The following is a 22,319-nucleotide window of genomic DNA, read 5'->3' as shown; positions in this document are numbered from 1 at the left end:
GATTTTATATTATATTGTAAAATTTAATATTTAATTATAAAAAGTACAATTTTGCTAATTTTATATTTCATTTTAATCCTATTTCTATGTTAAGCTATGGATAATAATAACTTAACGTGCTTAACCTTATAAAAGATTTACAAGATAGTCAAGAAAAAATTGGCAATCATTAATTGTATTTTCTATTTTATCTGGATTAGCATTATCCTCAAATAACCAACATGTGCTAAGTACCTTATCTATAAACAAGCATGTAGCTATTATCCTTTTTCTAATCTCCATTTTTCTTTACACATTTTAAATATTTCTGGTAAATCTAATAACCACCTCTCACCTTTATCTCCAAATGTACGTATAATTTTATTTCTAAAGTATTTAGGTATTCGCACTCATTTTCCTCCTTAATATTAGACCATTACAAAATGTATTTACCGATAATCCTATCTAATTTGCGAATATCAATACCCTTTTTAAGATTAAGCTTTAACTTACCAACTCTAGTCCATAACTCCAACTCAGCATTAAAATCAAGAACTCCACGTGAGTTTTCGCTTGAATACATAATTATAGATTTAAATGGTATAGTATATACTTCTACTTTCTTTCCAGTTATGCCTTGCTTATCTGCTATTATGATTCTCTTGTTAGTTATAACAGCTACATCACGAATTGTTTTATAGGCAGCTTCAACATATTCACCGTCTACTAATATTTCATTGACTTCAGAAGGTGGTTTTGTTTCTTTAACAAAGGTCCAAGACATAATTTCATTTAAGCTAGCCATAACATTCTCCTCCTAAATATTAAAATTCTTCCCATTATACTTATGAAAATATTGTATTCATGTTACTTAAATACTATATATATTTCCTTAAATATCTACAGATTCCTCTTTTTAACACTATTTCTATTTAGTTATTATATACTTTAATTATAATATTGATGGAAAATTTTTATTATTACTTATTTTCACTTTATCTGCACCTAGATAATTTAAAAAATCTTTTAAAGCACTAATTAAAGCATAATGTAAATTATCTGTTATAGAAACTTCCGGTTCCCACCACCAATTTTTTATCACAAGTTGGTTTGATTTTTTATCTAATACAGGTTCAAACCGTCCAATAAACTTATCACCATATAAAATCGGTAAGACATAATATCCATATTTTCTTTCTTTAACTGGCTTGTAGACCTCCCAAACATATTCAAAATCAAATATCTTCTTTACTAATTTTCTATCCCACAAAATATTATCTAATGGTGCAATAAATGATACTTGTGGTTCAATACAAACTCCATTTAAAACCCTATGTAGTAATTCTTCATCTTCCTTTAGAATATAAAAAGGATTTTCAATGTTTTCTACTTTAATTAATATAACTTCATCATTTTTAACAAGTTCTGAAAGTATTTCAGTACGTATCCCTTTCTTTAATCCTTTAATACCTAACCATGATCCCCCAGAAAGGGCCCATAACATACCTATCCCTCTTATTCTTCTTTTAATATGCCATTTATAGTATTCTTTATCGGAAGTGTTAGGGTCAGGGGTTGAAAGTAAGTTATCTGGAAGATATTTTTCGGTAAAATCGTAATATTTCCTCGTACCTACCTTATGATGTACTATTAATTCCCCCCATGAATACATACTCTCTAATGCAGCCCTTGATACTCTAGTAGGTGCCCATGCCCAATCTATTTTTGTATCAAATTTTAAATCAATAGATGATAATGGACCTTTTTCCTTAAGTACTTTTCTTACTTCTGGTAGTATTTTATTTAAATCTTTAGATTTTCTTTTATATTTTTTATATGCATTCATCCTATATCTTTCAAAATAAGGCCAATCTTCAATAGAATATATGGACATGTTTTTATCCCATCCATCTAGTAGTTTCCTGTCAGTATATAAAAGTTCTTGGAGAAGGGTTGGCTTGTAATCCTTTATTCGAGACTGAAGTACAAGATCAGGATTCTGGCCAACTCTATTCAATGGGTCAAATTGAATACATCCAACCTTTCTAATAAAGTCTAATATACCATTTTTTCCTTTAAGTTTACGAGGTGGTAATAAACCTTGATGTATTAAAATAAATTGTCTTGCCTGTTCTTTGGTTAATTTAATTTTATTAATTTTTATCCCCCCATAATAATTTCTTTTATTTATATTTCTTGATATATTAATATATCCCTTTATTTGTAAACATTTAGTTTATTAAAAAAGTCAAAGGAATAACTTATTATCCTTTGACTTTGTAAATTATATATTAGCTAGTATCATAATAATATTAGCAATGAATATTACAATATTAACTAATAAAACTTTTTTATATTCTTCTTTTAAATTTTTTGCTAAAACTGTACTTGCAATTAAAATTAAAGGAGCAATAATTACAAAAATAAACTTAGGTACATAGTTATCTAACCGTCCAGATAATGTAATTTGCATACCTACTCTATTAGGTAAATACTGGTATACAATAATATTAATAAGAATTGTTGCTATAACTATACCATAGAAAAGCTTAAAACCTAATTTTTGTAAATTCATATTTTCTGTCTCCTTAAATTAATTATCCTTTACAATATTTGATTAATAATATTAGTTTTTTATAAATTGAAGCACATTATTATCAAATTCCCTTTGATTTACTAAATTTGATGGATCTTTTGAATTTCTTATTATCTTAAATATAGAATTTTTTAATGAATCACTTATTTTCCTATTAATATTAACAAAATTTTCTCCAGCTAAATCCCCTACCAATACTAAAGACTCTACATCTACTTTTTTTAATTTTTCTAGTACTTTAACATTATTAATAGCCTTTCTTGCTAATATTAGTTGGTTAAAGTGGGCCTTTAAAGAAACATCATAAAAATATTTTTTGGCTTTTTGTGCATGATCTTCTTTATAATAGGAAGACATAGCCTTTGCAAAAGTTTTATTTCCTAGTAGACTAAAAATCCTAAATCCAATAACCTGTGAATATCCTAAAAGCTTCTCCTTAAAAGTTTTTAATTCTCCAAAAGTGTCACACAATACTAATTTATTGATTTTTTCCGGGTAATTAGCTGCAAAGCTTTGAGAAATTACTCCTCCCATGCTAACCCCTATTAAACAATGTATCCTATCAATATCAAGTTTTTTCGCTAAATCTAATATATCTCTATTCCAATCATCTAGCGTAAGCTTATCCACTTTTTCTGATGATCCATGTCCACGTAAATCCATAGCCACAACAAAAAATCCCTCATCAGCGTATTTTCTTACCTGTGGTTTCCACATAGCATGGTCTCCACCAATTCCATGGAGAAGAAAAATTGACGGATTATTTTCCTCTCCATATGTCTCATAATATATTTTAGCCCCATCACTTGCTGTAAAATACATACTTTTCACATCCTTTCAAGATTAATAATCCTTTTTTACAATAAAGTAATACCCAAAATACATGTAACTAACTATTTGGTTAACTTCTTCTAAAAATTTTTCTTGAATTTTTTAACTAACTGGTTAGTTGTAGAATACCATATTTATCTAATTTTTACAATAGTTTTTTTATATGAAAACTTGAATATTTTTTCACATTTTAAATAAATATCTAATTTACTAAGTAGTTCACTTAATTTCATTTTACAATTGTTTTTTCATCTTATAATTTATAAAACTTACTCCATTGTGTTCTTTATTTTGTTTCTTCAAACACTTAAATCCTTTTCGTTGAAAAAAGGATTTTGCAGTTATACTTGCTTCTGTAATAATCTCAGTAAAACCTAATTTTTTTGCTTTCTCCTCTATAATATTTACAATCTTTGACCCAGCTCCCCTATTTTGAAAATCCTTATGGGTATAAAGACAGTTAAGATATCCATCTTTATCTAAGTCACCAAAACCAACAATTCTACCTTTATGTTCAGCAACAAAGAAGATATTTTCTTTTACAAACTTTTGAAATTTTGCAACTTCAAAATTCTTTGGAGCCCAAGCATTTACTTGTTCTTTAGAATAATCTTTTATATTAATGTTATGTACAGTATCATAAAACAGCTCCATTATTTCTTTTATATCAGACATATTAGCCCTTCTAACCTTTATCATTAGCTATTCCTCCACGATAATTTTTAAATTATTCATAAATAATCTATCATGCCAGTTGATATAAAATAAGTCCACTTAACATAAGCAGTAAACCTAATATTTTATAACCTGAAAATAATATTATTTCTTCACCAAAAAAACCGAAATAATTTATAACAGCATTAACAATAATTTGGGTAACGATTAATATTGTTACTGCATAAGTAGCCCCTAAATCAGTAATTCCCTTAGTTACACTATAAATAATTGCTACTCCTAAAAATCCTCCTATTAGGTATAATGGATTAACATTTTTAATTTTTACGAAATCAACTTGTTCAACAATAATTAGAATTATTAAAGCCAATAAAAACCCACTTCCATGGACAAAAGTATTAGTAAACCAAAAACCTATTTTTTCACTTGCCCTTGCATTAAAAATTCCTTGAAATGAAATTAAAATTCCAGCTAATATTGAAAAAACTACTCCCCAAACCATTTTTCTATCCTCCTATACATAAAAGACTAATAAATATTTATTTTATTCATATATTTTATCTAGTTATAACAGTTTCAAGGCAGCCATTACGGCTGCCTTAGTATATATTATTCTTTAAGATATCCTTTTTTAACTGAATCTTCAATAAGATTTTTAACAAAATCCCATAGCTCTTCTGAACCTTCTAAAATAGGTTTAGCCCTTTTAATTACTTGTTCCTTCCTAATACTATGTCGCTTCCAGCTTCCTCCCTCTGTCATATAATTGTGGATTAAAGGTTGCATTCTGTCTAAAGCAGCGGCAAACCTTGCTTCATCTGTTGTCATTTCTTCGAACTCTTCCCATAGATTTCTTATTTCCTTTGCTTGGTCTTCAGGAAGAATATTAAAGATTCTATCTGCTGCCTTTTCTTCGCGTTCTGCCTTATCTTCATTACCTTTTTCATCATAGCAGAAGGTATCACCTGCATCTATTTCAACTAAATCATGGATAAGTACCATTTTCATTACCTTTAATACATCTATCTCTTTATTAGCATATTCAGAAAGTATCATAGTCATAACTGCAAGATGCCATGAATGTTCAGCATCATTTTCTCTCCTTGATGTATGGATTAAATCAGTCTGTCTTATAATTTTCTTAAGCTTGTCTATTTCAACTATAAAATCAAGCTGTTTTTTTAGTCTTTTACTTGCCATTTATAATGCCTCCTTAAAAAGTCCAATATTATCTTGTTTACACACTCTTATTTTACCACTTTCTTCCTTAATGTTAAATAGAAACTTAAAACTTACTCTACCTCAACTAATCTAGTTTCCTTGTAAACTTACCCATTCCTCTAATAATGAGTCAAGCTTTTGTTGCAACTTATCCTTTTCTTTGTATAGTTCATTTAATTTTTCATAATCTGAAGCAAATTCCTCCATTTCCTTATCTTTTTGTTTAATTAAATCTTCTGTATCTTCTATCTCCCTTTCAAGTTTCTTTATGAGCTTACTATTATCTTTTTTAGCCACTTTTTTCTTTTTTATTTTTTTCTTCTTATTCTTTTTAACTTCCTTAGGCTTTTTATCTTCTTTAAAATATTCCTCACTCTTTTTTTCTTTATAGTAATCATAGTTACCTAAGTATTCCTTTAATCTTTTATTTTGTATTTCTACAATTCTCGTTGCTAGTTTATTAATAAAGTATCTATCGTGTGATATAAAAATTAAAGTTCCTTTAAAATTTTCTAATGCCTCTTCTAACATTTCCCTTGAATCAATATCTAAATGATTTGTAGGCTCATCAAGTATTAATAGGTTTATATCCTGATGCATTAACTGACAAAGCTTTAGTCTACTCTTTTCACCTCCAGATAAGTTAGCTACCTTTTTAAATACATCTTCATCATAAAATAGAAATTTTGCTAATATTCCCCTTGCAACCCCTTCTATCACATTGCAACTTCTCATAAAGGTTTCAAGTACAGTAGTATTTTCATCCTCAAAGGCTATATTCTGAGGTAAATACCCTATCTTTACATTTGAGCCTAACTTAACTTCTCCCTTGTCCCATTTATATTGATTTAACAAAATTTTAATTAATGTAGATTTTCCACTACCGTTTTTTCCTAAAACCGCAACCTTTTCTGAATACCTGACATGTAAATTAAGATTATCAAGTACCACTTTATTACCAAAGGACTTTTTTAACCCCTCTACCTTTACTACATCCTTTCCTGATCTACTATCTACCGAAAAATTTAGCTGTATCTTCTTTTTCTCTAAAATTGGCTTATCTACTTTTTCCATTCGTTCTATTCTTCTTTGCATATTACGTGCTTTAATAAACATCTTATCGTTATCCCCTACATTTCCCCATTGTTTAAATCGATTAATTGCTTCCTCCATAGCCTTTATTTTTTTCTGTTGATTTTGGTATTCCTGATATTGGGCTAAAAGCCTTCTTTCCTTTTCTTCTACATAGTACGAATAGTTACCATCATAAATACTTGATTTTTTATCCTCTATTTCAACTATTCTGTTTACTACCCTATCTAAAAAATATCTATCATGGGATATTATTAAAACTGTTCCCCTATATTCTTTTAAATAATCCTCAAGCCATTCAACTGATTCAATATCCAGATGATTAGAAGGCTCATCTAAGAGTAAAATGTCAGGATTTTGCAACAAAATTTTAGCTAAAACAACTGTAGTTTTTTCACCACCACTTAAAGTCATAAACCTTCTTTTCACAAACTTATCAGTAAACTTAAAACCTGAGCATATCTTACTTAATTTTTCTTCTATTTCATAGCCTCCCATATGTTCAAATTTATTTTGTAGTTCTCCATATTTTTTCATTATTTTATTGAGTTCATCTTCATTAGCTTTAGACATTTTTTCCTCTAACTTTACCATATCTTCCCTTATACTTAATACCTTTTTAAATGCTGTTTTTAAAACATCTATTACTTTATAGTCCTTAGGATAATTAGGTATTTGATTTAAATACCCTATACTTGCTCCCTTTCTTATAGCTAAAACACCACCATCATATTCCTCTATTCCAGCAATAATTCTAAATATTGTAGTCTTACCAGTCCCATTCCCACCTATTATTCCTATCTTTTCACCAGTTTTGGCCTCAAATGTAATATTTTCAAGCACTAAGTTAGCACCGTAATATTTTTTTATTTCATTTAACGATAACTCTATCATAAAAATCACTCCTTTATTAATGTTCAAAAAAAATAAAGCCTAGGCAACTAAATCATCGCCTAGACTTAAACTTAAAAATGAACAAAAAAAGCCTAGGCAAGTAATCATTACCTAGGCTAACTAGCTAAATCTATATATAAAGATGATTTACTTGCTTTTAGTTGACATAATATTTGTTTTTAGACACACTACCCCTAGGGTTAATTAAAGTAAAAGTTATTGCTGAGTTAGAAGCTGGTAGTCTGTCTAAAATAACATCAACTAAAAGCTGAGTTTTCACCTTTACACCTCCTATTTGCTAATAAATGTATTATAGCACATTTTAGCCAATTTTATCAAGGTTTTGAATATTTTTTATTCTCTTAGTAAAGCCCTTTCAATTGCCTTTTTTATAACTTTACTACTATAAGTAGCTCCAGATATATTATCTACATCTAATGACTGTTCTTTTATAATAAGATTAATTATCTTTTCTGCTGGTTTTCCTTTTCCCTCTTTATGTTCTAAAATATCTATTTTTTTAATCTTTTTATCTTCAACTGTAACCTCAACAGCTACCGATATTAAAGCAGTTTCATAGCTACCTTCGTATACACCATCTTTTAATTTAGAAAAGTCAATATTTTCTAATGTAACCTCTTCTATTTCATTTAATGATTTGTTAATAGATAAGCTTACAAATACTCCCCCAATTATAATTAAAAATAGAATAGCAAAAACTATTTTTTTCATTTATTAGCCTCCTAAAAAATTTCATTTCACTCTTTGCTGTTTAATATAAAATCAATGTTGTCCTCAATTTTTTTAAAAAACTCCTCTTCTGATAACAACTCTTTGTTTGAAAAATGAAACAGCATAAGTCCATGGACCATCCCCGTTAATATCTCACTTATCCTTTCTATATCCTCTTCTTTAATTAATCCCTCATCAGCACACTGTTTTAAAAGTTTAATCTGTCTTTGAGCAAAAATTGGCTTTCTTATTTTTTCTTCAATCTCTTCAGGTGGCTTACCTAATTGAGAAAAGAATAAAAGTCTATAAAAATTTGGATTATCTATAAAATAACTTGTGTATAGTCTATATGCATTTTTCATTCCTTCTAAAGCTTTGTTGTTATCATCTAAATTGTTATCAATAAATTGTAAAATATCTTGAAATATTTCCCCTACCACATACCATAAAAGCTCATTTAGATCTTTAAAATAATTATAAATTGTTCCATAAGAGTACCCCGCTAATTCTGCTACCTTTCTAACAGTTATATCATCTATTCCCTTAGTTTTTAAAATATGTTTTGCAGCATCAATAAAATATTTCCTCCTTCGTTGTCTTTGAATCTCTTTCTTATCCACCTTTTAACTCCTTTCTAATTAAAAAAAGATGCTAATTTATCAATATTATCCTCTAGTATTTCCCTTTTATTTTCTTTTATTTTAGCAATCATCTTAACTACTTTTTTATCTATAAAACCCATTTTATTAAAATTAAATTCATATCCTAAATGCTCTCTTGCTAAAGCATGTCTTTTTAATTCTTCAGGATAAGCCATATCTAGCTGTTCTTCTGCCTTCTCAGTTTGACCACAGCATATAAATAAACCTATTCTTTTAGTCAATAATGTATCTAGATTTTCATTACAGAATTTTCCTACAACCTTACGTATTCTACCAGCATATATTGAAGTGCCAATTATAATGTTGTCATACTGGTTTAAATTATTAACTTTTTCCTTTTCAAGATTTATAACATCTACCTTCCCGGATATTTTCTTAGCTAAAATCCCTGCACACTCCCCAGTAAAACCATATTTACTTCCATAAACAATTAAGCTTTTCACAAAATCATCTCCCTTTTAATTTAACAATGTTAATTTAATTAACATTGTTAATATTATTAACTACGTTAATCATATTATAATATTTCCCCATTGTCAACATGTTTTTATATTTTTTGGTAATTTTTAATTACAAATGTAATAATAAGATTAAAGCACTAAAAAAGAATTCCTTCTATTGACAAAAAGCTAATAAAAAATTAAGGCTAAGGTAACTAAACCTTAGCCTTAAATAATAATTCTTGAATAAAGTTACAAAATTTATTTTTTTATTAACAAATATACAAAGTATGGTGCTCCAATTAAAGCAACAATAGTTCCTGCTGGTATACTTTGGGGTTCAATTAAATTACGCCCAATCGTATCTGCAAGTAATAATAGCCAGCCACCTACCAAAATAGAAATGGGGATAGATAGCTGATTTCTAGGCCCTACTAAAGATTTAGAAATATGAGGTCCCATTAGACCAATAAATGAAATTCCTCCTGTAACAGAAACTGCTGAGGCTGCCAAGGCAACGGCAGCTAATAGTAGCTGAATACGTTCTTTGTTAACTGATATTCCAACACTTACTGCCACAGGTTCACTAAGTCTAAGAATGTTTAAGCGATTTGCTTTGTATAAGATAAATGGAATTAAGACAACTAGCCATGGTATAATAGCAAGAATAAAGGGCCAATCTGTCCCCCATATATTTCCTGCTAACCATTTGGCTATAAATTGTACCTTTATTCTCTCAGTAGATGAAATAAGTACAATCATTAATCCAGAAAGTGCCATTGAAAATCCTACCCCTATAAGAATCAGTCTTTTAGTTTTCAGTCCTTCACCTTTGCGATATGAAAGTCCATATATTAAACAAGCTGTAATGAAGGCACCAGCAAATGCAATTAAGGGTATTAAGTAAGCAAATGACACTGAATTAACAGGTACAAATAAGAAAAATATAGTTATGGCAACACCAGCTCCAGAATTAATACCTATAATTCCAGGATCGGCTAGGTCATTTCTTGTAATTCCTTGTAAAATAGCACCTGATAAAGAAAGTGCCATGCCTGCCAGTAGTGTAATAATTATTCTTGGTAATCTTATAGAAAATAGTACAAATTCCTCTTTAAATGATCCCTTACCTAAAATAGTTGGTAGAAGTCTATCATAGGATAAAGATGAGAATCCCATCCCCATTCCTATAATAATGGTTATAATAGTTAGTGCTGATAAAGCAAGGAAAATCAATCGTTGTTTTTTTATTAACTCTGATTGTATCATTAGAGTGCTTTACCCCCTTTATGAACCAAAAACAAGAAGAATGGTAATCCCATTATTGCTACAATAGCTACAACAGGAGTTTCATATGGTGCATTTATTGTACGACCAAGGGTATCAGCAAAGAGCATAAATGCCCCCCCTGTAACCACTGACATAGGTATTATAAATCTATAATCTGTTCCAACAATGCCACGTACCATATGGGGAACCATTAATCCAATAAAAGTCATATTACCAACAAGTGCCACCGAAGCTCCCGTTAACAATGTAATTACAATGAAGAGAATTATCTTTATTTGTGTTGTCTTTTGTCCTAATCCAACTGCAAGTTCTTCACTTAAGCTTAGTATGGTTAGCTGTCTTGAAAGAAATAGTGCAGTAAGTAATCCAATTAAAATAAAAGGGATAATAACTTTTAACTGAGTCCATGAAGTACCTACCATTCCACCTGAAGTCCACATTGTAACATCCTTTGATATCTTATACAATATGCTAACCCCTTCTGCTATTGCATATAGAAATGTTGAAACTGCTGCTCCTGCCAAAACAATTCTAATGGAATTAAATCCACCTTTTTTTATTGAACTAATCCCAAAAACTAAAATAACCCCTAAAGCTGCACCTATAAAACAGGCTGTAATAATTACAAAATAATTAGCTGAAGGAATAAGTGCTATTGTTACTGCCAATGCAGCATTTGCTCCAGCGGTTAATCCTAATAATCCTGGGTCAGCAAGGGGATTTTTAGTTATTCCTTGCATGATAGCCCCAGATACAGACAATGCGGCTCCCACAAAAATAGCGGCAATTATACGAGGTAAGCGAATTTCCCTGATAACCAAGATTTTATCATTTGATATGTTAGAAGTTAACGCCAGCCAAACGTCTTTAGTTGAGATATCTGCTGCTCCCAATACCATTGCAATAACAAACATTCCTATAAACCCTAGCAAAGCTATAAGCAACTTAATTTCAAAGGGAACCCTAGGTTGTATCTCTTTCATATTCAACATCTCACCATCCTTTACAAATTAAAGAAGAGGAACCCTTCAAATAGGAGTTCCCCTCATAATACTTGTAATTCTATTCACCAAGGAAGAAGTCTGTAAATAATTCTAATTGATATTCTAAGGTAATTGGACCATTAAAATAAAATTCTTTGGCATTAACTTCAAGTACTCTATTGTTCTTTACAGCAGGAATATTCTTATATGTCTCTGTTTCTTGGAAAAAATTATCTGCAGCAGAGTTTTTACTAAATATCACATAGTCCCCAGCATATTCTGGAAGCACTTCAGGTGATATCGCATAATAACCTGCTTCTAAAGCCATTTCCTTAACTTTTTCTGGCATTTTTAGCTTCATTTCCTGATAAAGGATTTCTGTTCCCCTACCCCAGTTATCTCCGAAAACGTAAAGCTGTTTGTTAAAGCTTTCTATTACAGAAACAGTTTTATTAGTTCCAATCTTTTCTTTTATTTTTTCTCCTGCCTCTTTAGCTCTAGTTTTAAAATTATCAATCCATTCTCTTGCTTCCTGCTCTTTGTTTAATAGCTTGCCAACTTCTAAAATTTGTGTAAGATAATCTACTTTACCATAAGTAAAAGTTACAGTTGGAGCAATCTTACTTAATTTATCTAGATTATTATTTGTTGATGCTGCAATAATAAGATCAGGTTCTAACTCAATGATTTTCTCTAAGTCTTGATCAGATACTTCTACGGCATCCTCTATATATTTTTCATAACGAGGATTACCTTTAGTCCAAGTATCTACGCCAACTATATCTTCATCAAATGCCATAACACTTCCAGATACAAATGAGTTTAATACAACAATACGTTGTGGATCTGCCGGAACCTCAATTGGTCCATTTTCTGATTCGTATGTAATTGTGTGTAATTCATTTGATTCTGTATTTGAAGGCTTATCATTTGATGAAGTTTCGTTAGTTATAGTCTCATTACTGCAAGCACTAGTAATTAACGCAAATACTATTAGAGCTAAAATTATTATTTTTTTCATTATTGGACACTCCTTTCAATAAATTGTATGTAACACATATTGGCTTGTTTGTTCTAGGATCTCTACTAATTTTAGCATCAATATTAAATACTTCCTTAAGCACCTCTTGATTAATAACCTCTTCACAACTTCCAGCTTTCACCACTTGCCCATCCTTTAATGCAATTATATAGTCAGCAAATCGTGCAGCTTGATTCAAGTCATGAAGTACCATAACTATTGTTCGTTCTTGCTCAAGATTTAACTTTTGTAATAGTTCTAAAACTTCAAGTTGATGGGCTATATCTAAATATGTAGTAGGTTCATCAAGAAAAATAATTTCTGTTTCTTGAGCTAAAGCCATAGCAATCCAAACACGTTGACGCTGTCCACCTGAAAGGGCATCTATACTTCGAAACTTATAATCTTTTGTACCTGTCACTTCCAATGCCCAATCAATCACTTCATAGTCCTTTTTTGTTAATCTTCCAAACCCTTTCTGATAAGGAAATCGCCCATAGGAAACTAATTCGCCAACTGTTAATCCAGTTGCACCTTCTGGAGTTTGTGGAAGTATCGCCATTTTTCTAGCTAGCTTCTTTGTATTTTCTTTTAAAATGTCTTTACCATCTAAAATAACTGTACCAGATTTAGGTGAAATAATACGGGTAATTGCTTTTAATAATGTAGATTTTCCACACCCATTGGGCCCAATGATAGCTGTAATTTTTCCATCTGGAATTTTTATATTTAAATTCTTCACAATTACCTTCTCATCATAACCAATATTTATATTCTTTGTATATAGGCGACTCATAAATTAACCTCCACTTTATTCATATTAATGATAATGATTTTCATTATCGCGACATTAACAATTATATATTACTTATAATTCTCTGTCAACATTTTTGTTAATGTATTAAATTTTATAGTTATATTTTCTTATGTATATTATTTTTTTATATAAACTTTGATAAATATAGAGCAAATATAAAAGCAGTGTATTTGTTGATCGCCTAAACAACAAATACACTGCCTTAAAATTTCATATAACTTGTACTACTAGTTAATTTTTATTTCATTACTATACTACTTCTATCTATTGGGACTTTAAGGAGCAACTTTTTTTGAATTTCGAAGGTAAATATGAAAAAGGTATTCACTTACTGCAACTAACACTGCAAAGACTGCAAGACTTGTTGCAGTTGGTTCAAAACCATAAACAATTTGACTAACTATATAAGCTGTCAATGCACCCAGTGCCCCATCACCTATAGATGCTATTATATTACCAAATTTAGGTAGTACAAACAAATCTCCTATTAAATAATTTAATACAGTTCCCAGTAAAGCAACTACAAGTACCCATGTAAAATCAGCATTTCCTATAACATAAAAAGCAATCCATGCACCTGCAAGTGTCACTAAGAATTTAAAAATTAATGCCATAGCAGTTCTATTCACATTATTACCTCCTCTTCTCACTTGTATCAAAGTATATTATGTCCCTTAATCTTTACCGGTATTCACCAATATTATTTAAGTCAATAAATTTAATGTAAATAGCAAAGAGGAAGTATAAAAATAGCATTCTATTTTGCTTAAATAGAATATCCATATCCTTAAAATGTTGCTCCAGCTTCTAATTATTCCTTAATAGTAATTGATAAATAATATATACAGTTACAAATAAAATAAAAACTAAGCCAAAGGGTACAAAAAGCCGAATTTACTAGCTAATACACCAGAAATAGCAGGTACACAAACTCCTAATAGTTTATTAATTGCACTCATGCTACCAAAAAACTGCCCTCTATTTTCCTTTGGAACAAATTCCATAAGTAAAGAGTAATGATGTGGAAACCAAACAGTATGTCCTATTGCGTAAAAAATAAAAGCTATTAAAACGTAAATATAGTTTTTAGCTATCATTAAAAGAAAAGCATAAACAATAAAGAATATAACTCCATATTGTGCTATTTTTTGTCTAGAAATTTTTGAGTTTAAGTTTTTACTTAATAACCCGGTAATTATTACAAATACTGCAGAAATAACTTCTAATAGTAATACATTTAAAACGGTTCCTCCCATTTTCTCTAGAATAAAATAGCTTGTAATTAGTGGTGAAGTAAAACTTATAGCTGCTAAGACACAAATTTGTGCTATTGCAACATTTATTAAATCTTTAGGTATAGAAATTGATAGGTTCTCCTTAGAAATTTTTGTTGGCTTTACCCATTTTAGAGTTTTGTATGGAATAATTGCAACAAAAATATATCCTACTGCACATATAAAAAAAACAGTCCTAAAGGCCTTTAATGATGTGAACTTATATGTCAATAAAAATCCAATTATAGGATAAAAGATAATAGTAAAAACTTCTGGAAGCATTAAGTGGTAAGTATAGATTAAGTCCCTTTCCTTTTCAGGGAATATTTCATTTTCATAAACCTTGTAAACTGGATTTAATATATTTGTTATCTTTGTAGAAAATATACCTAAAAACATATGAAAGCTTGTGGTAGCAAATGAATATATTAAAGGTGGAATGCTTTCTGTTAGCCAATCTATAATCATTCCCACATTTGGTGAAATTCTATCTAAAAACCTACTCAAAATATATGTAAAAACTATATCAATTATTGATGCTATACTAAAAATTAATCCAGCATTAATTAGGCTAATACCCAATCTATTCATAAAAATTGGAGTAAGGGTTGAATAGATTAATAATCCTCCCCCTATTAAGTGCATGATCATGTACTTCTTAATGTTTGGGTCAAAGCCTAAAAATTCTTCTATTGGTGAAACTGCTACTTTTCTAAAACTTTTATTTTCATTTATTGATTTACTATTATTCCCCATTTATTATCCCCCTTACAAAACATATTCTTTTTTGTTATATTCAACGATTTACGACAATTATTAGCGATTATTTACCATATATCATAGTTTGATAAAAATATATCTAAAATACTCTGTATTTTTCTATTGTTCTTTTGTTTGTTTTAGTATATAATTATTTTAGATTCCTAACCTTACCTAAAGGAGGTGCAGCAGGACTAGGAATAGACTATAAAATTTTGATTATAAATACAATTTTAATTAAATGGGGTGGACAAAATAAAAATTTTATTTGTTGACAATAATAAGGATATTTTAGCTTATAAAGACCAAATGTGGGACCTTCTTTGCATGTGTGATAAGGATTTTTATCCTACCTTATCATCTAGAGAAAATAGCACTAATGGTCCAGTAAAATATTTTGAAGGTCTGTTTTTAGAAAATACCAAGTATGTTCTTGCTTTTATTGAAGAACAACTTGTAGGATTTTCAATCTTCTTCCATGATTATTATGAAGAATTAATATCCCAATTTACTCCATGTAACTATGTTAAAATTGCATGTGTTCATCCATCTTTTCGTGGGTTAGGAATTGCTTCAATGCTTAATAATTTTATTGAAAATGAACTTCCATCTGAATTAGTTCTACCTTATATAGTAAGAAGAACTTGGAGCTCAAATATACCTCAGTTGAAATTACTCGAAAAATACGGATATAAACTTATCCATAAGCTTGAAAATGATAGAGGAGATAACATTAGTACAGTTTACTTTGCTAAGTTTATTGATAAAAACATTAATTTAAGTACAGGATAAATTTTTATATTTCTTGTAAACAAATGGGGTCTTATGACCCCATGATACATTTATTTAGCATATTGCATCACTTTCTTCAATTCTTCTTATTATCATAATAACCATCTTTTATTGTTTTAAATAATAAATATTACATTTACATATATAGTTATATACAATAGACTTCTTTGTTTATATACAATACACTTCTTCACTTACCAAAGAAAAATCTACCTATCCTTATACTTTTATCATCAATTACATCAATATAATATCCTTTAACAGTTTCTTTACTTTCTACATTTATTATTTTGCTCTTTTCAATAATATATCTTTTGCTTGAGTTTGTGGCATCAATTTCATATTTTCCTGTTGCAAAAATATCATAATATGATGCATTATTATCCCCTATAATGTTTGTTATATCAATGTTTTTAACAATATGAAAAAATTCTTCTGCACTTATTAGTTGGTCAAACTGTAGCCAAGTATCACTTTCTGTTGTCTGTATTTCATATTTATTACCTTTTCCATTTAAAGTTATATGATAGATTTTAAATTTGTCTTCTACTCCAAAATCAATTAATTCATACTGTAAAAGGGTTATGTAATAATCTTTATCGAAGGTTATATAAAGATTTTGGAGCTTAGCATTATTGGTTAGGTTTAATCTTTTCCTTATATTGTTGTATTGTTCAACAAACTCAATATCATTAAATTTAATTTTACTAATATCTGTTTCTAAGTTTTTAGGAGTACAGCTAGACAAGAGAAATACTAGTAATAACATTAAAATTAAATTAACCTTTTTAAATTGCTCTATAGTTTTCATACATCTTTTCTCCTATTTATATCAGGATAAAACCTTAAACTATTAATAATTATATTTATATGGTTATACATATTTTACCATAATTTTGTAATTTCTTTAGTTAAGAATTTAAAAATATAACAAATGAAACGTCTCACTGTCATGGTTATTTATTCAATCAAAAAATATTTAAAGGATACCTACCCGGTATCCTTTATATGTAATGAAATATTTACTTATCTGTAAGCCTTACTACTAATTTAGCCAATACCTTTCTGTCTTCCTCATCTGCCACATCCCATAACTCTTTTAATAGTCTTTCTTCATCATTTTGAGGTTCTACATTATTTGCTAAAAATGTTCCTACCCTTTCAGCAATGTTATTTATTGTTTCATCTGACATTCCTACTGTTTCACCTAACTGCACTGCCTTATTAAGCTGTTGTTTCCATTTATGCCAATTTTCTAAAGTTCCCATAAAAATCATCTCCTATAAAAAGATTTCTTAATGTTAGTATTATAGATTTTTAGTTTATATATTCTTTAAATCTTTTTTATAAGGAAATAAGCAATTTAGTTTCAAAGGAATTATTTGACTATGTATCCTATTAACTCTACTAATCCCTTTTCTCTCACAATATCTTAGCAAGTTGAATATCATAAAATATCCTTACTTATACCCTAAAGGAGGCATACTGATGGAGCAAAGAAAAGTAATGGAAATAAAAAACGTAAGTATGATATATCATACTTTAGATGGTGAAACTGAAGCACTTAAAGATATTAGCCTTGATATATATGAGGGTGAAATTGTCGTATTAGTAGGCCCTAGCGGATGTGGTAAGTCTACTTTACTTTCTATAGTTGCTGGACTCTTAAAACCATCTAGTGGAAAAGTACTGATAAATGGTAAAGAAGTAAAAGGCACAAATAAAGATGTAGGCTATATGTTTCAAAGAGACCACCTATTTGAATGGAGGACTATATTACAAAATGCCTTAATTGGACTTGAAATTCAAAATAAGGTAAATGACGAAACTATAGCCTTTGTTGAAAATCTCCTTGAAACCTATGGATTAGGTGAGTTTAAAAATCATTACCCTAGACAGCTTTCTGGAGGAATGAGACAAAGGGCAGCCCTTATAAGAACCCTTGCATTACAACCAGAAATACTTTTACTTGATGAACCTTTTTCTGCCCTTGACTATCAAACTAGATTAAGGATAGCCGATGAAATAGGAACAATTCTTAAAAAAGAAAAGAAAACTGCACTGATGGTAACACATGATATAGCAGAAGCTATATGTACGTAATGGTATAAAATGGTAATGGGTTGTGGTGTGTTATATCTTTTAGGACTAGTTTCAAATGTAAATTAGTATTTCATGAAGTCAATTGATATAGATAGCTACTAAAGCAAATAAAAAAGCAATCCTGAGATTGCTTTTAAGAAGGCTTTTTAATTCTTTTATCCATTCCTTACAGTATTATTCATCTTTCAACATTATTTTATTTTCATTTTACATTTTGAATTTTGAGTTACTTACGTTCCTCATAGGTACTCTAGTAACAATGGGCATGCTTAGGTATCTGTATTTAGATGAAGAGTTTCAATTCCTTATAGGTAGTCTAGTAACATTAAATGCCAGCCATTACCTTTTTGTTTGCAAGCTGGTTTCAATTCCTTATAGGTAGTCTAGTAACCTATCTATTGACAGTAATCTTAAGGTATGTGTATAGTTTCAATTCCTTATAGGTAGTCTAGTAACCTACTGTCTGTATTCCATAAATAAGTTCCGTCCCACGTGTTTCAATTCCTTATAGGTAGTCTAGTAACCGTTACAGTATCAGGGTTAGATTGTACGCATTGGAAGTTTCAATTCCTTATAGGTAGTCTAGTAACCTTGTACTGTAACATTTAGATATAACAGCGACAATATAAGTTTCAATTCCTTATAGGTAGTCTAGTAACAGATTGAGACGGTTTTTTATTTTGAAATAAAGTCCAGTTTCAATTCCTTATAGGTAGTCTAGTAACATATTTACACCAGATTGGGAAAAAATCATCTCTCAGGTGTTTCAATTCCTTATAGGTAGTCTAGTAACTCTTCATCTTCATATTTTTGGACTATGCTTTTAAAGTTTCAATTCCTTATAGGTAGTCTAGTAACCCATATCCTAGTTTAATTAATTTTTCTTGTAATTCTCGTTTCAATTCCTTATAGGTAGTCTAGTAACTCATAGTATATTGCCATTTTCTTTACCCTTCTACCAAGTTTCAATTCCTTATAGGTAGTCTAGTAACCAAAATGCAGCAATTATTAGTCGTTTTGGAAGCTGGAAGTTTCAATTCCTTATAGGTAGTCTAGTAACAAATGACCTACGATTTTTTTATTTTCCCAGCCATCAAAGTTTCAATTCCTTATAGGTAGTCTAGTAACTAGGTTCAAAGCTAGTTGTATTATTCGTTCTTTCAGGTTTCAATTCCTTATAGGTAGTCTAGTAACGATGACGAGGCAGGCAAGTGCGTGGTAAATTGGGATAAAGGTTTCAATTCCTTATAGGTAGTCTAGTAACATTTTACTAGTATATTCCCTGATATAACAAAATACATGTTTCAATTCCTTATAGGTAGTCTAGTAACTTGGTCATAATAATCAACCTCGGCATCATCAAAATTGTTTCAATTCCTTATAGGTAGTCTAGTAACATTGAAATTTTAATGCTTAATAGTGCATTGGCTACCAAGTTTCAATTCCTTATAGGTAGTCTAGTAACCGAACATGACGATTTATTCGATGGATTAGACCACGCTAGTTTCAATTCCTTATAGGTAGTCTAGTAACCAGATGGAAAATTAGAGGAGATATTGGCAGAAGAAAGTTTCAATTCCTTATAGGTAGTCTAGTAACAATTATTTGGGTGGCAAATATAAAATTGCCACCCATTTGTTTCAATTCCTTATAGGTAGTCTAGTAACGTAGAATTAAAGCTAATATACCAACTGTTATAGGACTGTTTCAATTCCTTATAGGTAGTCTAGTAACCTTAATCCAGGTGGCATCGATAATCTCAAGCTATATCCAGTTTCAATTCCTTATAGGTAGTCTAGTAACTGTAACAGATACATCAGGCAGTGCAATTAAAGATATTTAGTTTCAATTCCTTATAGGTAGTCTAGTAACTGACACTAAACAAATACCTGAATTTGTTGATATAGATAGTTTCAATTCCTTATAGGTAGTCTAGTAACCCATTACATATATTGATTTTATCAGGTTTACTATTTTTTGTCAATTTAGTTTTTTCCACTTTTTTCTATGACCATCTTCCATATAAATATCCTTCAATCCCTTTAAAACACTATATTACAGCTACTTTTACCTTCAAAAACAAAAAGTCGTCGATCCCCAGGGGTTTTTGCACTACTGGAGGTCGACGACTTTTAAGCTTACTTTAGGTGCATCATTATTTTCTCAAAAATACATACTCATCTTTATTAATATCAATTTATTAGTCTTTTAATTTCAACAAACAATTTGTTTCATCTAAAGTTTCAAGTTTTTGTTGCGTATATTTATTTATTAATTTTTATCTATATCTACTTTAAAAATTCACCATACAGTTTTTGAAATTTCTTATGTTCTTAATTTAACTAATTTCTTCTTAGATTTAATAGACCTGATACCCTAACTTTAGAAACAATAACCTTCATATCTAAAAAACTTATTCTTTTTCTAAATGTTTTCTAAATTCCTCATATAAATTCTTTATTCTAGAGTTAAGCTTTTTGTAATCCATTACATCTACTGTATATCCAAAATGGTTTATATCATTCCTTAAGTTATTTACTTTATCTGAAAGCTGGACTAATTTATTATCTAGATTAACAACTATCTCTTCAATTTTATTTCTATATTCTTCTTTTATCTTCCATTTTTCTTTAGGAATCTTTTGAGCCCGTACTCTTAAAGCCTTTGCTACAATCTCTTCTCTATTATTTTTATCTGTTTCATCTAATCCAAATTTTACACATACATAAGTTTTTATAGTTTCATCTAATGCGGTGTAGGCTTGTTGAGTTAAGTTATTATCTATACTCCATTTAATCACTGCTATCCCTGTAGTCAAATTATCTCCCTTTTCAAAATCTTTAGTAGTTTCTTTAACTTTATTAAATAGAGGAACTAAAGGTTTTAAAGTATCGTTTTTATCTTCTATTAAATTGTCTAAGTTTTTTCTCATAGACTTATAAGCACAACTTATTGATTTTTTATCACTATTTTTTTCATTAAATATTCCTTTTCCTCTACAGTTATATATTGTATTTATAAAATCATCTAGTTTTTCTACGAAATTCTTAACTAAAATAGCTGACTGGTCCCTTTCCCTTAACTTACTACTTAGCACTCTAGAGGCCAATTCCTTAAGATGTCTACTATTTCCATATCTTGTAAATGAGTTGACTGCTTGTGCCCATTCTAATAATTCATCAAAAGTTATCAAATTAAAAATTGGAGCTATTTCTTTACTATTCTCTGTCCATCTAGCTTCATATGCTCCGTAATATATACCTTTTAATTTTACATTCTTTAGTACTTTTGCATAGTTTAATATAACTAATGCAAGCATTGGTATTGATCTAAAACTGTGCGTTAAGTCAAATATTATCTCGTCTCCTTCCTCTATTTCATTTAAAATTGTATTAAATATTTCCCATATTTCATCTTGATTTTTTCCATTTGGTATTGATATATCTTTTATCGAAATATTAAGATTTAAAAGTTTGTCTTTAAGTCTTCTTGTTTCATCTTCTTTATTCCAATAATTTTCCTTTCTCGCAAAGTCAGTTAAAAATATTATTGCTTTGTCATCTTTATTCCAATCCTTACAGAGTATTTTTATAAGAGCTTCCTGAATATATTTTGTGGTTACTCGGTCAAGATTATTTCCATCATCATATACGTAACAGCATTCTTTATATGGACTAGCACCTAAAAAGCTTAAAAATTTCCTACCCATTCTAAACCTCCTTTTAATGTTTTAGTTATATATTCTATATTTATCCTTAAATTCCCTTGTAAAATTTTACATAATAAAATGTACATTAAGCTGTGCATACCATTTAACAATAAGGACATTTATTGCTCACTCCTAAATTTTTACACAGTATTTTCAAGATTTGTTATTAAACTATATCCAATTTTTAAATTTTGCAAAATTATAAATCGAGTAGGAGGTAGATGATTATTTCATCTACCGTCCTCTCACACCACCGTACGTACCGTCCGGTATACGGCGGTTCATTAGGCTAAGTTCAGTTTTCTGTACTGCATGGAAAGCGTTTTAAGACCTTGGTTTATCCAGTATTGGTTATCCAGGGTCTTACTTAATATTGGACTATTGGATATTCGCCAATAACCCTTACGGGTATTGGCGAATTGCCATGCCTTGTACTCTGGAATCCCTAG

The 22,319-nt window shown here is 29.5% G+C and carries 25 protein-coding genes and 1 CRISPR repeat array; of the genes, 2 read left to right on the top strand and 23 right to left on the bottom strand.

The window, feature by feature from the left end:
• Positions 1-126 precede the first annotated feature (126 nt).
• The 20 genes from BET03_RS13685 to BET03_RS10040 form a co-directional block, all read right to left on the bottom strand.
• Positions 127-282 (bottom strand): hypothetical protein, encoded by a 156-nt coding sequence (locus BET03_RS13685; protein WP_183108825.1) that lies wholly within the window; start codon positions 280-282, stop codon positions 127-129.
• Positions 261-389 (bottom strand): hypothetical protein, encoded by a 129-nt coding sequence (locus BET03_RS13975; RefSeq protein WP_279230382.1) that lies wholly within the window; start codon positions 387-389, stop codon positions 261-263. Before BET03_RS13975 ends, BET03_RS13685 begins: the two co-directional genes overlap by 22 nt.
• A gap of 26 nt (positions 390-415) precedes the next feature.
• Positions 416-784, bottom strand: a complete 369-nt coding sequence (locus BET03_RS10120) for a PH domain-containing protein (protein ID WP_120169940.1) — start codon at positions 782-784, stop codon at positions 416-418.
• Positions 785-931: 147 nt separating this feature from the next.
• Complete coding sequence (locus BET03_RS10115) at positions 932-2,029, bottom strand: DNA glycosylase AlkZ-like family protein (protein WP_279230388.1); 1,098 nt, start codon at positions 2,027-2,029, stop codon at positions 932-934.
• A gap of 234 nt (positions 2,030-2,263) precedes the next feature.
• Positions 2,264-2,554, bottom strand: a complete 291-nt coding sequence (locus BET03_RS10110) for a DUF1648 domain-containing protein (RefSeq protein WP_120169936.1) — start codon at positions 2,552-2,554, stop codon at positions 2,264-2,266.
• A gap of 51 nt (positions 2,555-2,605) precedes the next feature.
• Positions 2,606-3,397, bottom strand: coding sequence for an alpha/beta hydrolase (locus tag BET03_RS10105; RefSeq protein WP_120169934.1), 792 nt, complete (start codon positions 3,395-3,397; stop codon positions 2,606-2,608).
• Positions 3,398-3,640: 243 nt separating this feature from the next.
• Positions 3,641-4,105 (bottom strand): GNAT family N-acetyltransferase, encoded by a 465-nt coding sequence (locus BET03_RS10100; protein WP_120169932.1) that lies wholly within the window; start codon positions 4,103-4,105, stop codon positions 3,641-3,643.
• A 46-nt stretch (positions 4,106-4,151) separates the two neighbouring features.
• Positions 4,152-4,583: a DMT family transporter gene (locus BET03_RS10095; protein ID WP_120169930.1), complete on the bottom strand. Its 432-nt coding sequence runs from the start codon at positions 4,581-4,583 to the stop codon at positions 4,152-4,154.
• Positions 4,584-4,690: 107 nt separating this feature from the next.
• The gene (locus tag BET03_RS10090; RefSeq protein ID WP_120169928.1) at positions 4,691-5,281 is read right to left on the bottom strand and encodes an HD domain-containing protein; all 591 of its coding nucleotides are present in this window, start codon (positions 5,279-5,281) and stop codon (positions 4,691-4,693) included.
• A gap of 111 nt (positions 5,282-5,392) precedes the next feature.
• Positions 5,393-7,288, bottom strand: a complete 1,896-nt coding sequence (gene abc-f, locus BET03_RS10085) for a ribosomal protection-like ABC-F family protein (protein WP_120169926.1) — start codon at positions 7,286-7,288, stop codon at positions 5,393-5,395.
• A gap of 157 nt (positions 7,289-7,445) precedes the next feature.
• On the bottom strand, positions 7,446-7,568 hold the full coding sequence (locus BET03_RS13970; protein ID WP_279230381.1) for a hypothetical protein: 123 nt from the start codon (positions 7,566-7,568) through the stop codon (positions 7,446-7,448).
• 74 nt (positions 7,569-7,642) lie between these two features.
• Positions 7,643-8,020, bottom strand: a complete 378-nt coding sequence (locus BET03_RS10080) for an FMN-binding protein (RefSeq protein ID WP_120169924.1) — start codon at positions 8,018-8,020, stop codon at positions 7,643-7,645.
• Between the two features lie 26 nt (positions 8,021-8,046).
• The gene (locus BET03_RS10075; RefSeq protein WP_120169922.1) at positions 8,047-8,640 is read right to left on the bottom strand and encodes a TetR/AcrR family transcriptional regulator; all 594 of its coding nucleotides are present in this window, start codon (positions 8,638-8,640) and stop codon (positions 8,047-8,049) included.
• Between the two features lie 14 nt (positions 8,641-8,654).
• A complete protein-coding gene (locus tag BET03_RS10070; protein ID WP_120169920.1) occupies positions 8,655-9,125 on the bottom strand; it encodes a flavodoxin domain-containing protein in 471 nt (156 codons plus the stop codon).
• Between the two features lie 258 nt (positions 9,126-9,383).
• On the bottom strand, positions 9,384-10,391 hold the full coding sequence (locus tag BET03_RS10065; protein ID WP_120169918.1) for a FecCD family ABC transporter permease: 1,008 nt from the start codon (positions 10,389-10,391) through the stop codon (positions 9,384-9,386).
• The gene (locus BET03_RS10060; protein WP_120170179.1) at positions 10,391-11,395 is read right to left on the bottom strand and encodes a FecCD family ABC transporter permease; all 1,005 of its coding nucleotides are present in this window, start codon (positions 11,393-11,395) and stop codon (positions 10,391-10,393) included. Before BET03_RS10060 ends, BET03_RS10065 begins: the two co-directional genes overlap by 1 nt.
• 79 nt (positions 11,396-11,474) lie before the next feature.
• Positions 11,475-12,416 carry an iron-hydroxamate ABC transporter substrate-binding protein gene (locus tag BET03_RS10055; protein ID WP_120169916.1) on the bottom strand — a complete coding sequence of 314 codons (942 nt, stop codon included), beginning with the start codon at positions 12,414-12,416 and terminating at the stop codon, positions 11,475-11,477.
• The gene (locus BET03_RS10050; protein ID WP_120169914.1) at positions 12,367-13,212 is read right to left on the bottom strand and encodes an ABC transporter ATP-binding protein; all 846 of its coding nucleotides are present in this window, start codon (positions 13,210-13,212) and stop codon (positions 12,367-12,369) included. Before BET03_RS10050 ends, BET03_RS10055 begins: the two co-directional genes overlap by 50 nt.
• 296 nt (positions 13,213-13,508) lie before the next feature.
• Positions 13,509-13,862, bottom strand: coding sequence for a DUF2512 family protein (locus BET03_RS10045; protein WP_183108824.1), 354 nt, complete (start codon positions 13,860-13,862; stop codon positions 13,509-13,511).
• Between the two features lie 237 nt (positions 13,863-14,099).
• Positions 14,100-15,263, bottom strand: coding sequence for an MFS transporter (locus tag BET03_RS10040; protein WP_120169912.1), 1,164 nt, complete (start codon positions 15,261-15,263; stop codon positions 14,100-14,102).
• Positions 15,264-15,512: 249 nt separating this feature from the next.
• On the opposite strand from BET03_RS10040, the gene BET03_RS10035 reads away from it, so the two are divergent.
• Entirely contained in the window at positions 15,513-16,058 is a 546-nt protein-coding gene (locus tag BET03_RS10035; protein ID WP_120169910.1) for a GNAT family N-acetyltransferase, read from the top strand.
• A gap of 190 nt (positions 16,059-16,248) precedes the next feature.
• Here BET03_RS10035 and BET03_RS10030 read toward each other — a convergent pair whose 3' ends face one another.
• Both BET03_RS10030 and BET03_RS10025 read right to left on the bottom strand, forming a co-directional pair.
• Complete coding sequence (locus BET03_RS10030) at positions 16,249-16,869, bottom strand: hypothetical protein (RefSeq protein ID WP_120169908.1); 621 nt, start codon at positions 16,867-16,869, stop codon at positions 16,249-16,251.
• A gap of 211 nt (positions 16,870-17,080) precedes the next feature.
• Positions 17,081-17,326 carry a DUF3243 domain-containing protein gene (locus BET03_RS10025; protein WP_120169906.1) on the bottom strand — a complete coding sequence of 82 codons (246 nt, stop codon included), beginning with the start codon at positions 17,324-17,326 and terminating at the stop codon, positions 17,081-17,083.
• Positions 17,327-17,546: 220 nt separating this feature from the next.
• Here BET03_RS10025 and BET03_RS10020 point away from each other — a divergent pair, with 220 nt between their 5' ends.
• A complete protein-coding gene (locus BET03_RS10020) occupies positions 17,547-18,161 on the top strand; it encodes an ABC transporter ATP-binding protein (protein ID WP_120169904.1) in 615 nt (204 codons plus the stop codon).
• A gap of 294 nt (positions 18,162-18,455) precedes the next feature.
• A CRISPR array of direct repeats spans positions 18,456-20,101; the repeat unit is 30 nt; unit sequence GTTTCAATTCCTTATAGGTAGTCTAGTAAC.
• Between the two features lie 473 nt (positions 20,102-20,574).
• On the opposite strand, the gene csx2 is transcribed toward BET03_RS10020, so the two are convergent.
• Positions 20,575-21,870 carry a TIGR02221 family CRISPR-associated protein gene (csx2, locus tag BET03_RS10015; RefSeq protein ID WP_120169902.1) on the bottom strand — a complete coding sequence of 432 codons (1,296 nt, stop codon included), beginning with the start codon at positions 21,868-21,870 and terminating at the stop codon, positions 20,575-20,577.
• Positions 21,871-22,319 lie beyond the last annotated feature (449 nt).

Origin of the sequence: Thermohalobacter berrensis, assembly GCF_003609645.1 — a bacterium.
GTDB lineage: Bacteria > Bacillota > Clostridia > Tissierellales > Thermohalobacteraceae > Thermohalobacter > Thermohalobacter berrensis.
This window is presented reverse-complemented; position numbering and strand designations above follow the sequence as displayed.

Bases quoted from the DNA above. Each gene is read 5' to 3' on its own strand.
- BET03_RS10105 (WP_120169934.1), bottom strand. From the start codon at position 3,397: ATGTATTTTACAGCAAGTGATGGGGCTAAAATATATTATGAGACATAT.
- BET03_RS10120 (WP_120169940.1), bottom strand. From the start codon at position 784: ATGGCTAGCTTAAATGAAATTATGTCTTGGACCTTTGTTAAAGAAACA.
- BET03_RS10095 (WP_120169930.1), bottom strand. From the start codon at position 4,583: ATGGTTTGGGGAGTAGTTTTTTCAATATTAGCTGGAATTTTAATTTCA.
- csx2 (WP_120169902.1), bottom strand. From the start codon at position 21,870: ATGGGTAGGAAATTTTTAAGCTTTTTAGGTGCTAGTCCATATAAAGAA.
- BET03_RS10060 (WP_120170179.1), bottom strand. From the start codon at position 11,395: ATGAAAGAGATACAACCTAGGGTTCCCTTTGAAATTAAGTTGCTTATA.
- BET03_RS10030 (WP_120169908.1), bottom strand. From the start codon at position 16,869: ATGAAAACTATAGAGCAATTTAAAAAGGTTAATTTAATTTTAATGTTA.
- BET03_RS10110 (WP_120169936.1), bottom strand. From the start codon at position 2,554: ATGAATTTACAAAAATTAGGTTTTAAGCTTTTCTATGGTATAGTTATA.
- BET03_RS10050 (WP_120169914.1), bottom strand. From the start codon at position 13,212: ATGAGTCGCCTATATACAAAGAATATAAATATTGGTTATGATGAGAAG.
- BET03_RS10025 (WP_120169906.1), bottom strand. From the start codon at position 17,326: ATGGGAACTTTAGAAAATTGGCATAAATGGAAACAACAGCTTAATAAG.
- BET03_RS10090 (WP_120169928.1), bottom strand. From the start codon at position 5,281: ATGGCAAGTAAAAGACTAAAAAAACAGCTTGATTTTATAGTTGAAATA.
- BET03_RS10040 (WP_120169912.1), bottom strand. From the start codon at position 15,263: ATGGGGAATAATAGTAAATCAATAAATGAAAATAAAAGTTTTAGAAAA.
- BET03_RS10100 (WP_120169932.1), bottom strand. From the start codon at position 4,105: ATGATAAAGGTTAGAAGGGCTAATATGTCTGATATAAAAGAAATAATG.
- abc-f (WP_120169926.1), bottom strand. From the start codon at position 7,288: ATGATAGAGTTATCGTTAAATGAAATAAAAAAATATTACGGTGCTAAC.
- BET03_RS13685 (WP_183108825.1), bottom strand. From the start codon at position 282: ATGGAGATTAGAAAAAGGATAATAGCTACATGCTTGTTTATAGATAAG.
- BET03_RS10020 (WP_120169904.1), top strand. From the start codon at position 17,547: ATGGAGCAAAGAAAAGTAATGGAAATAAAAAACGTAAGTATGATATAT.
- BET03_RS10080 (WP_120169924.1), bottom strand. From the start codon at position 8,020: ATGAAAAAAATAGTTTTTGCTATTCTATTTTTAATTATAATTGGGGGA.
- BET03_RS10055 (WP_120169916.1), bottom strand. From the start codon at position 12,416: ATGAAAAAAATAATAATTTTAGCTCTAATAGTATTTGCGTTAATTACT.
- BET03_RS10065 (WP_120169918.1), bottom strand. From the start codon at position 10,391: ATGATACAATCAGAGTTAATAAAAAAACAACGATTGATTTTCCTTGCT.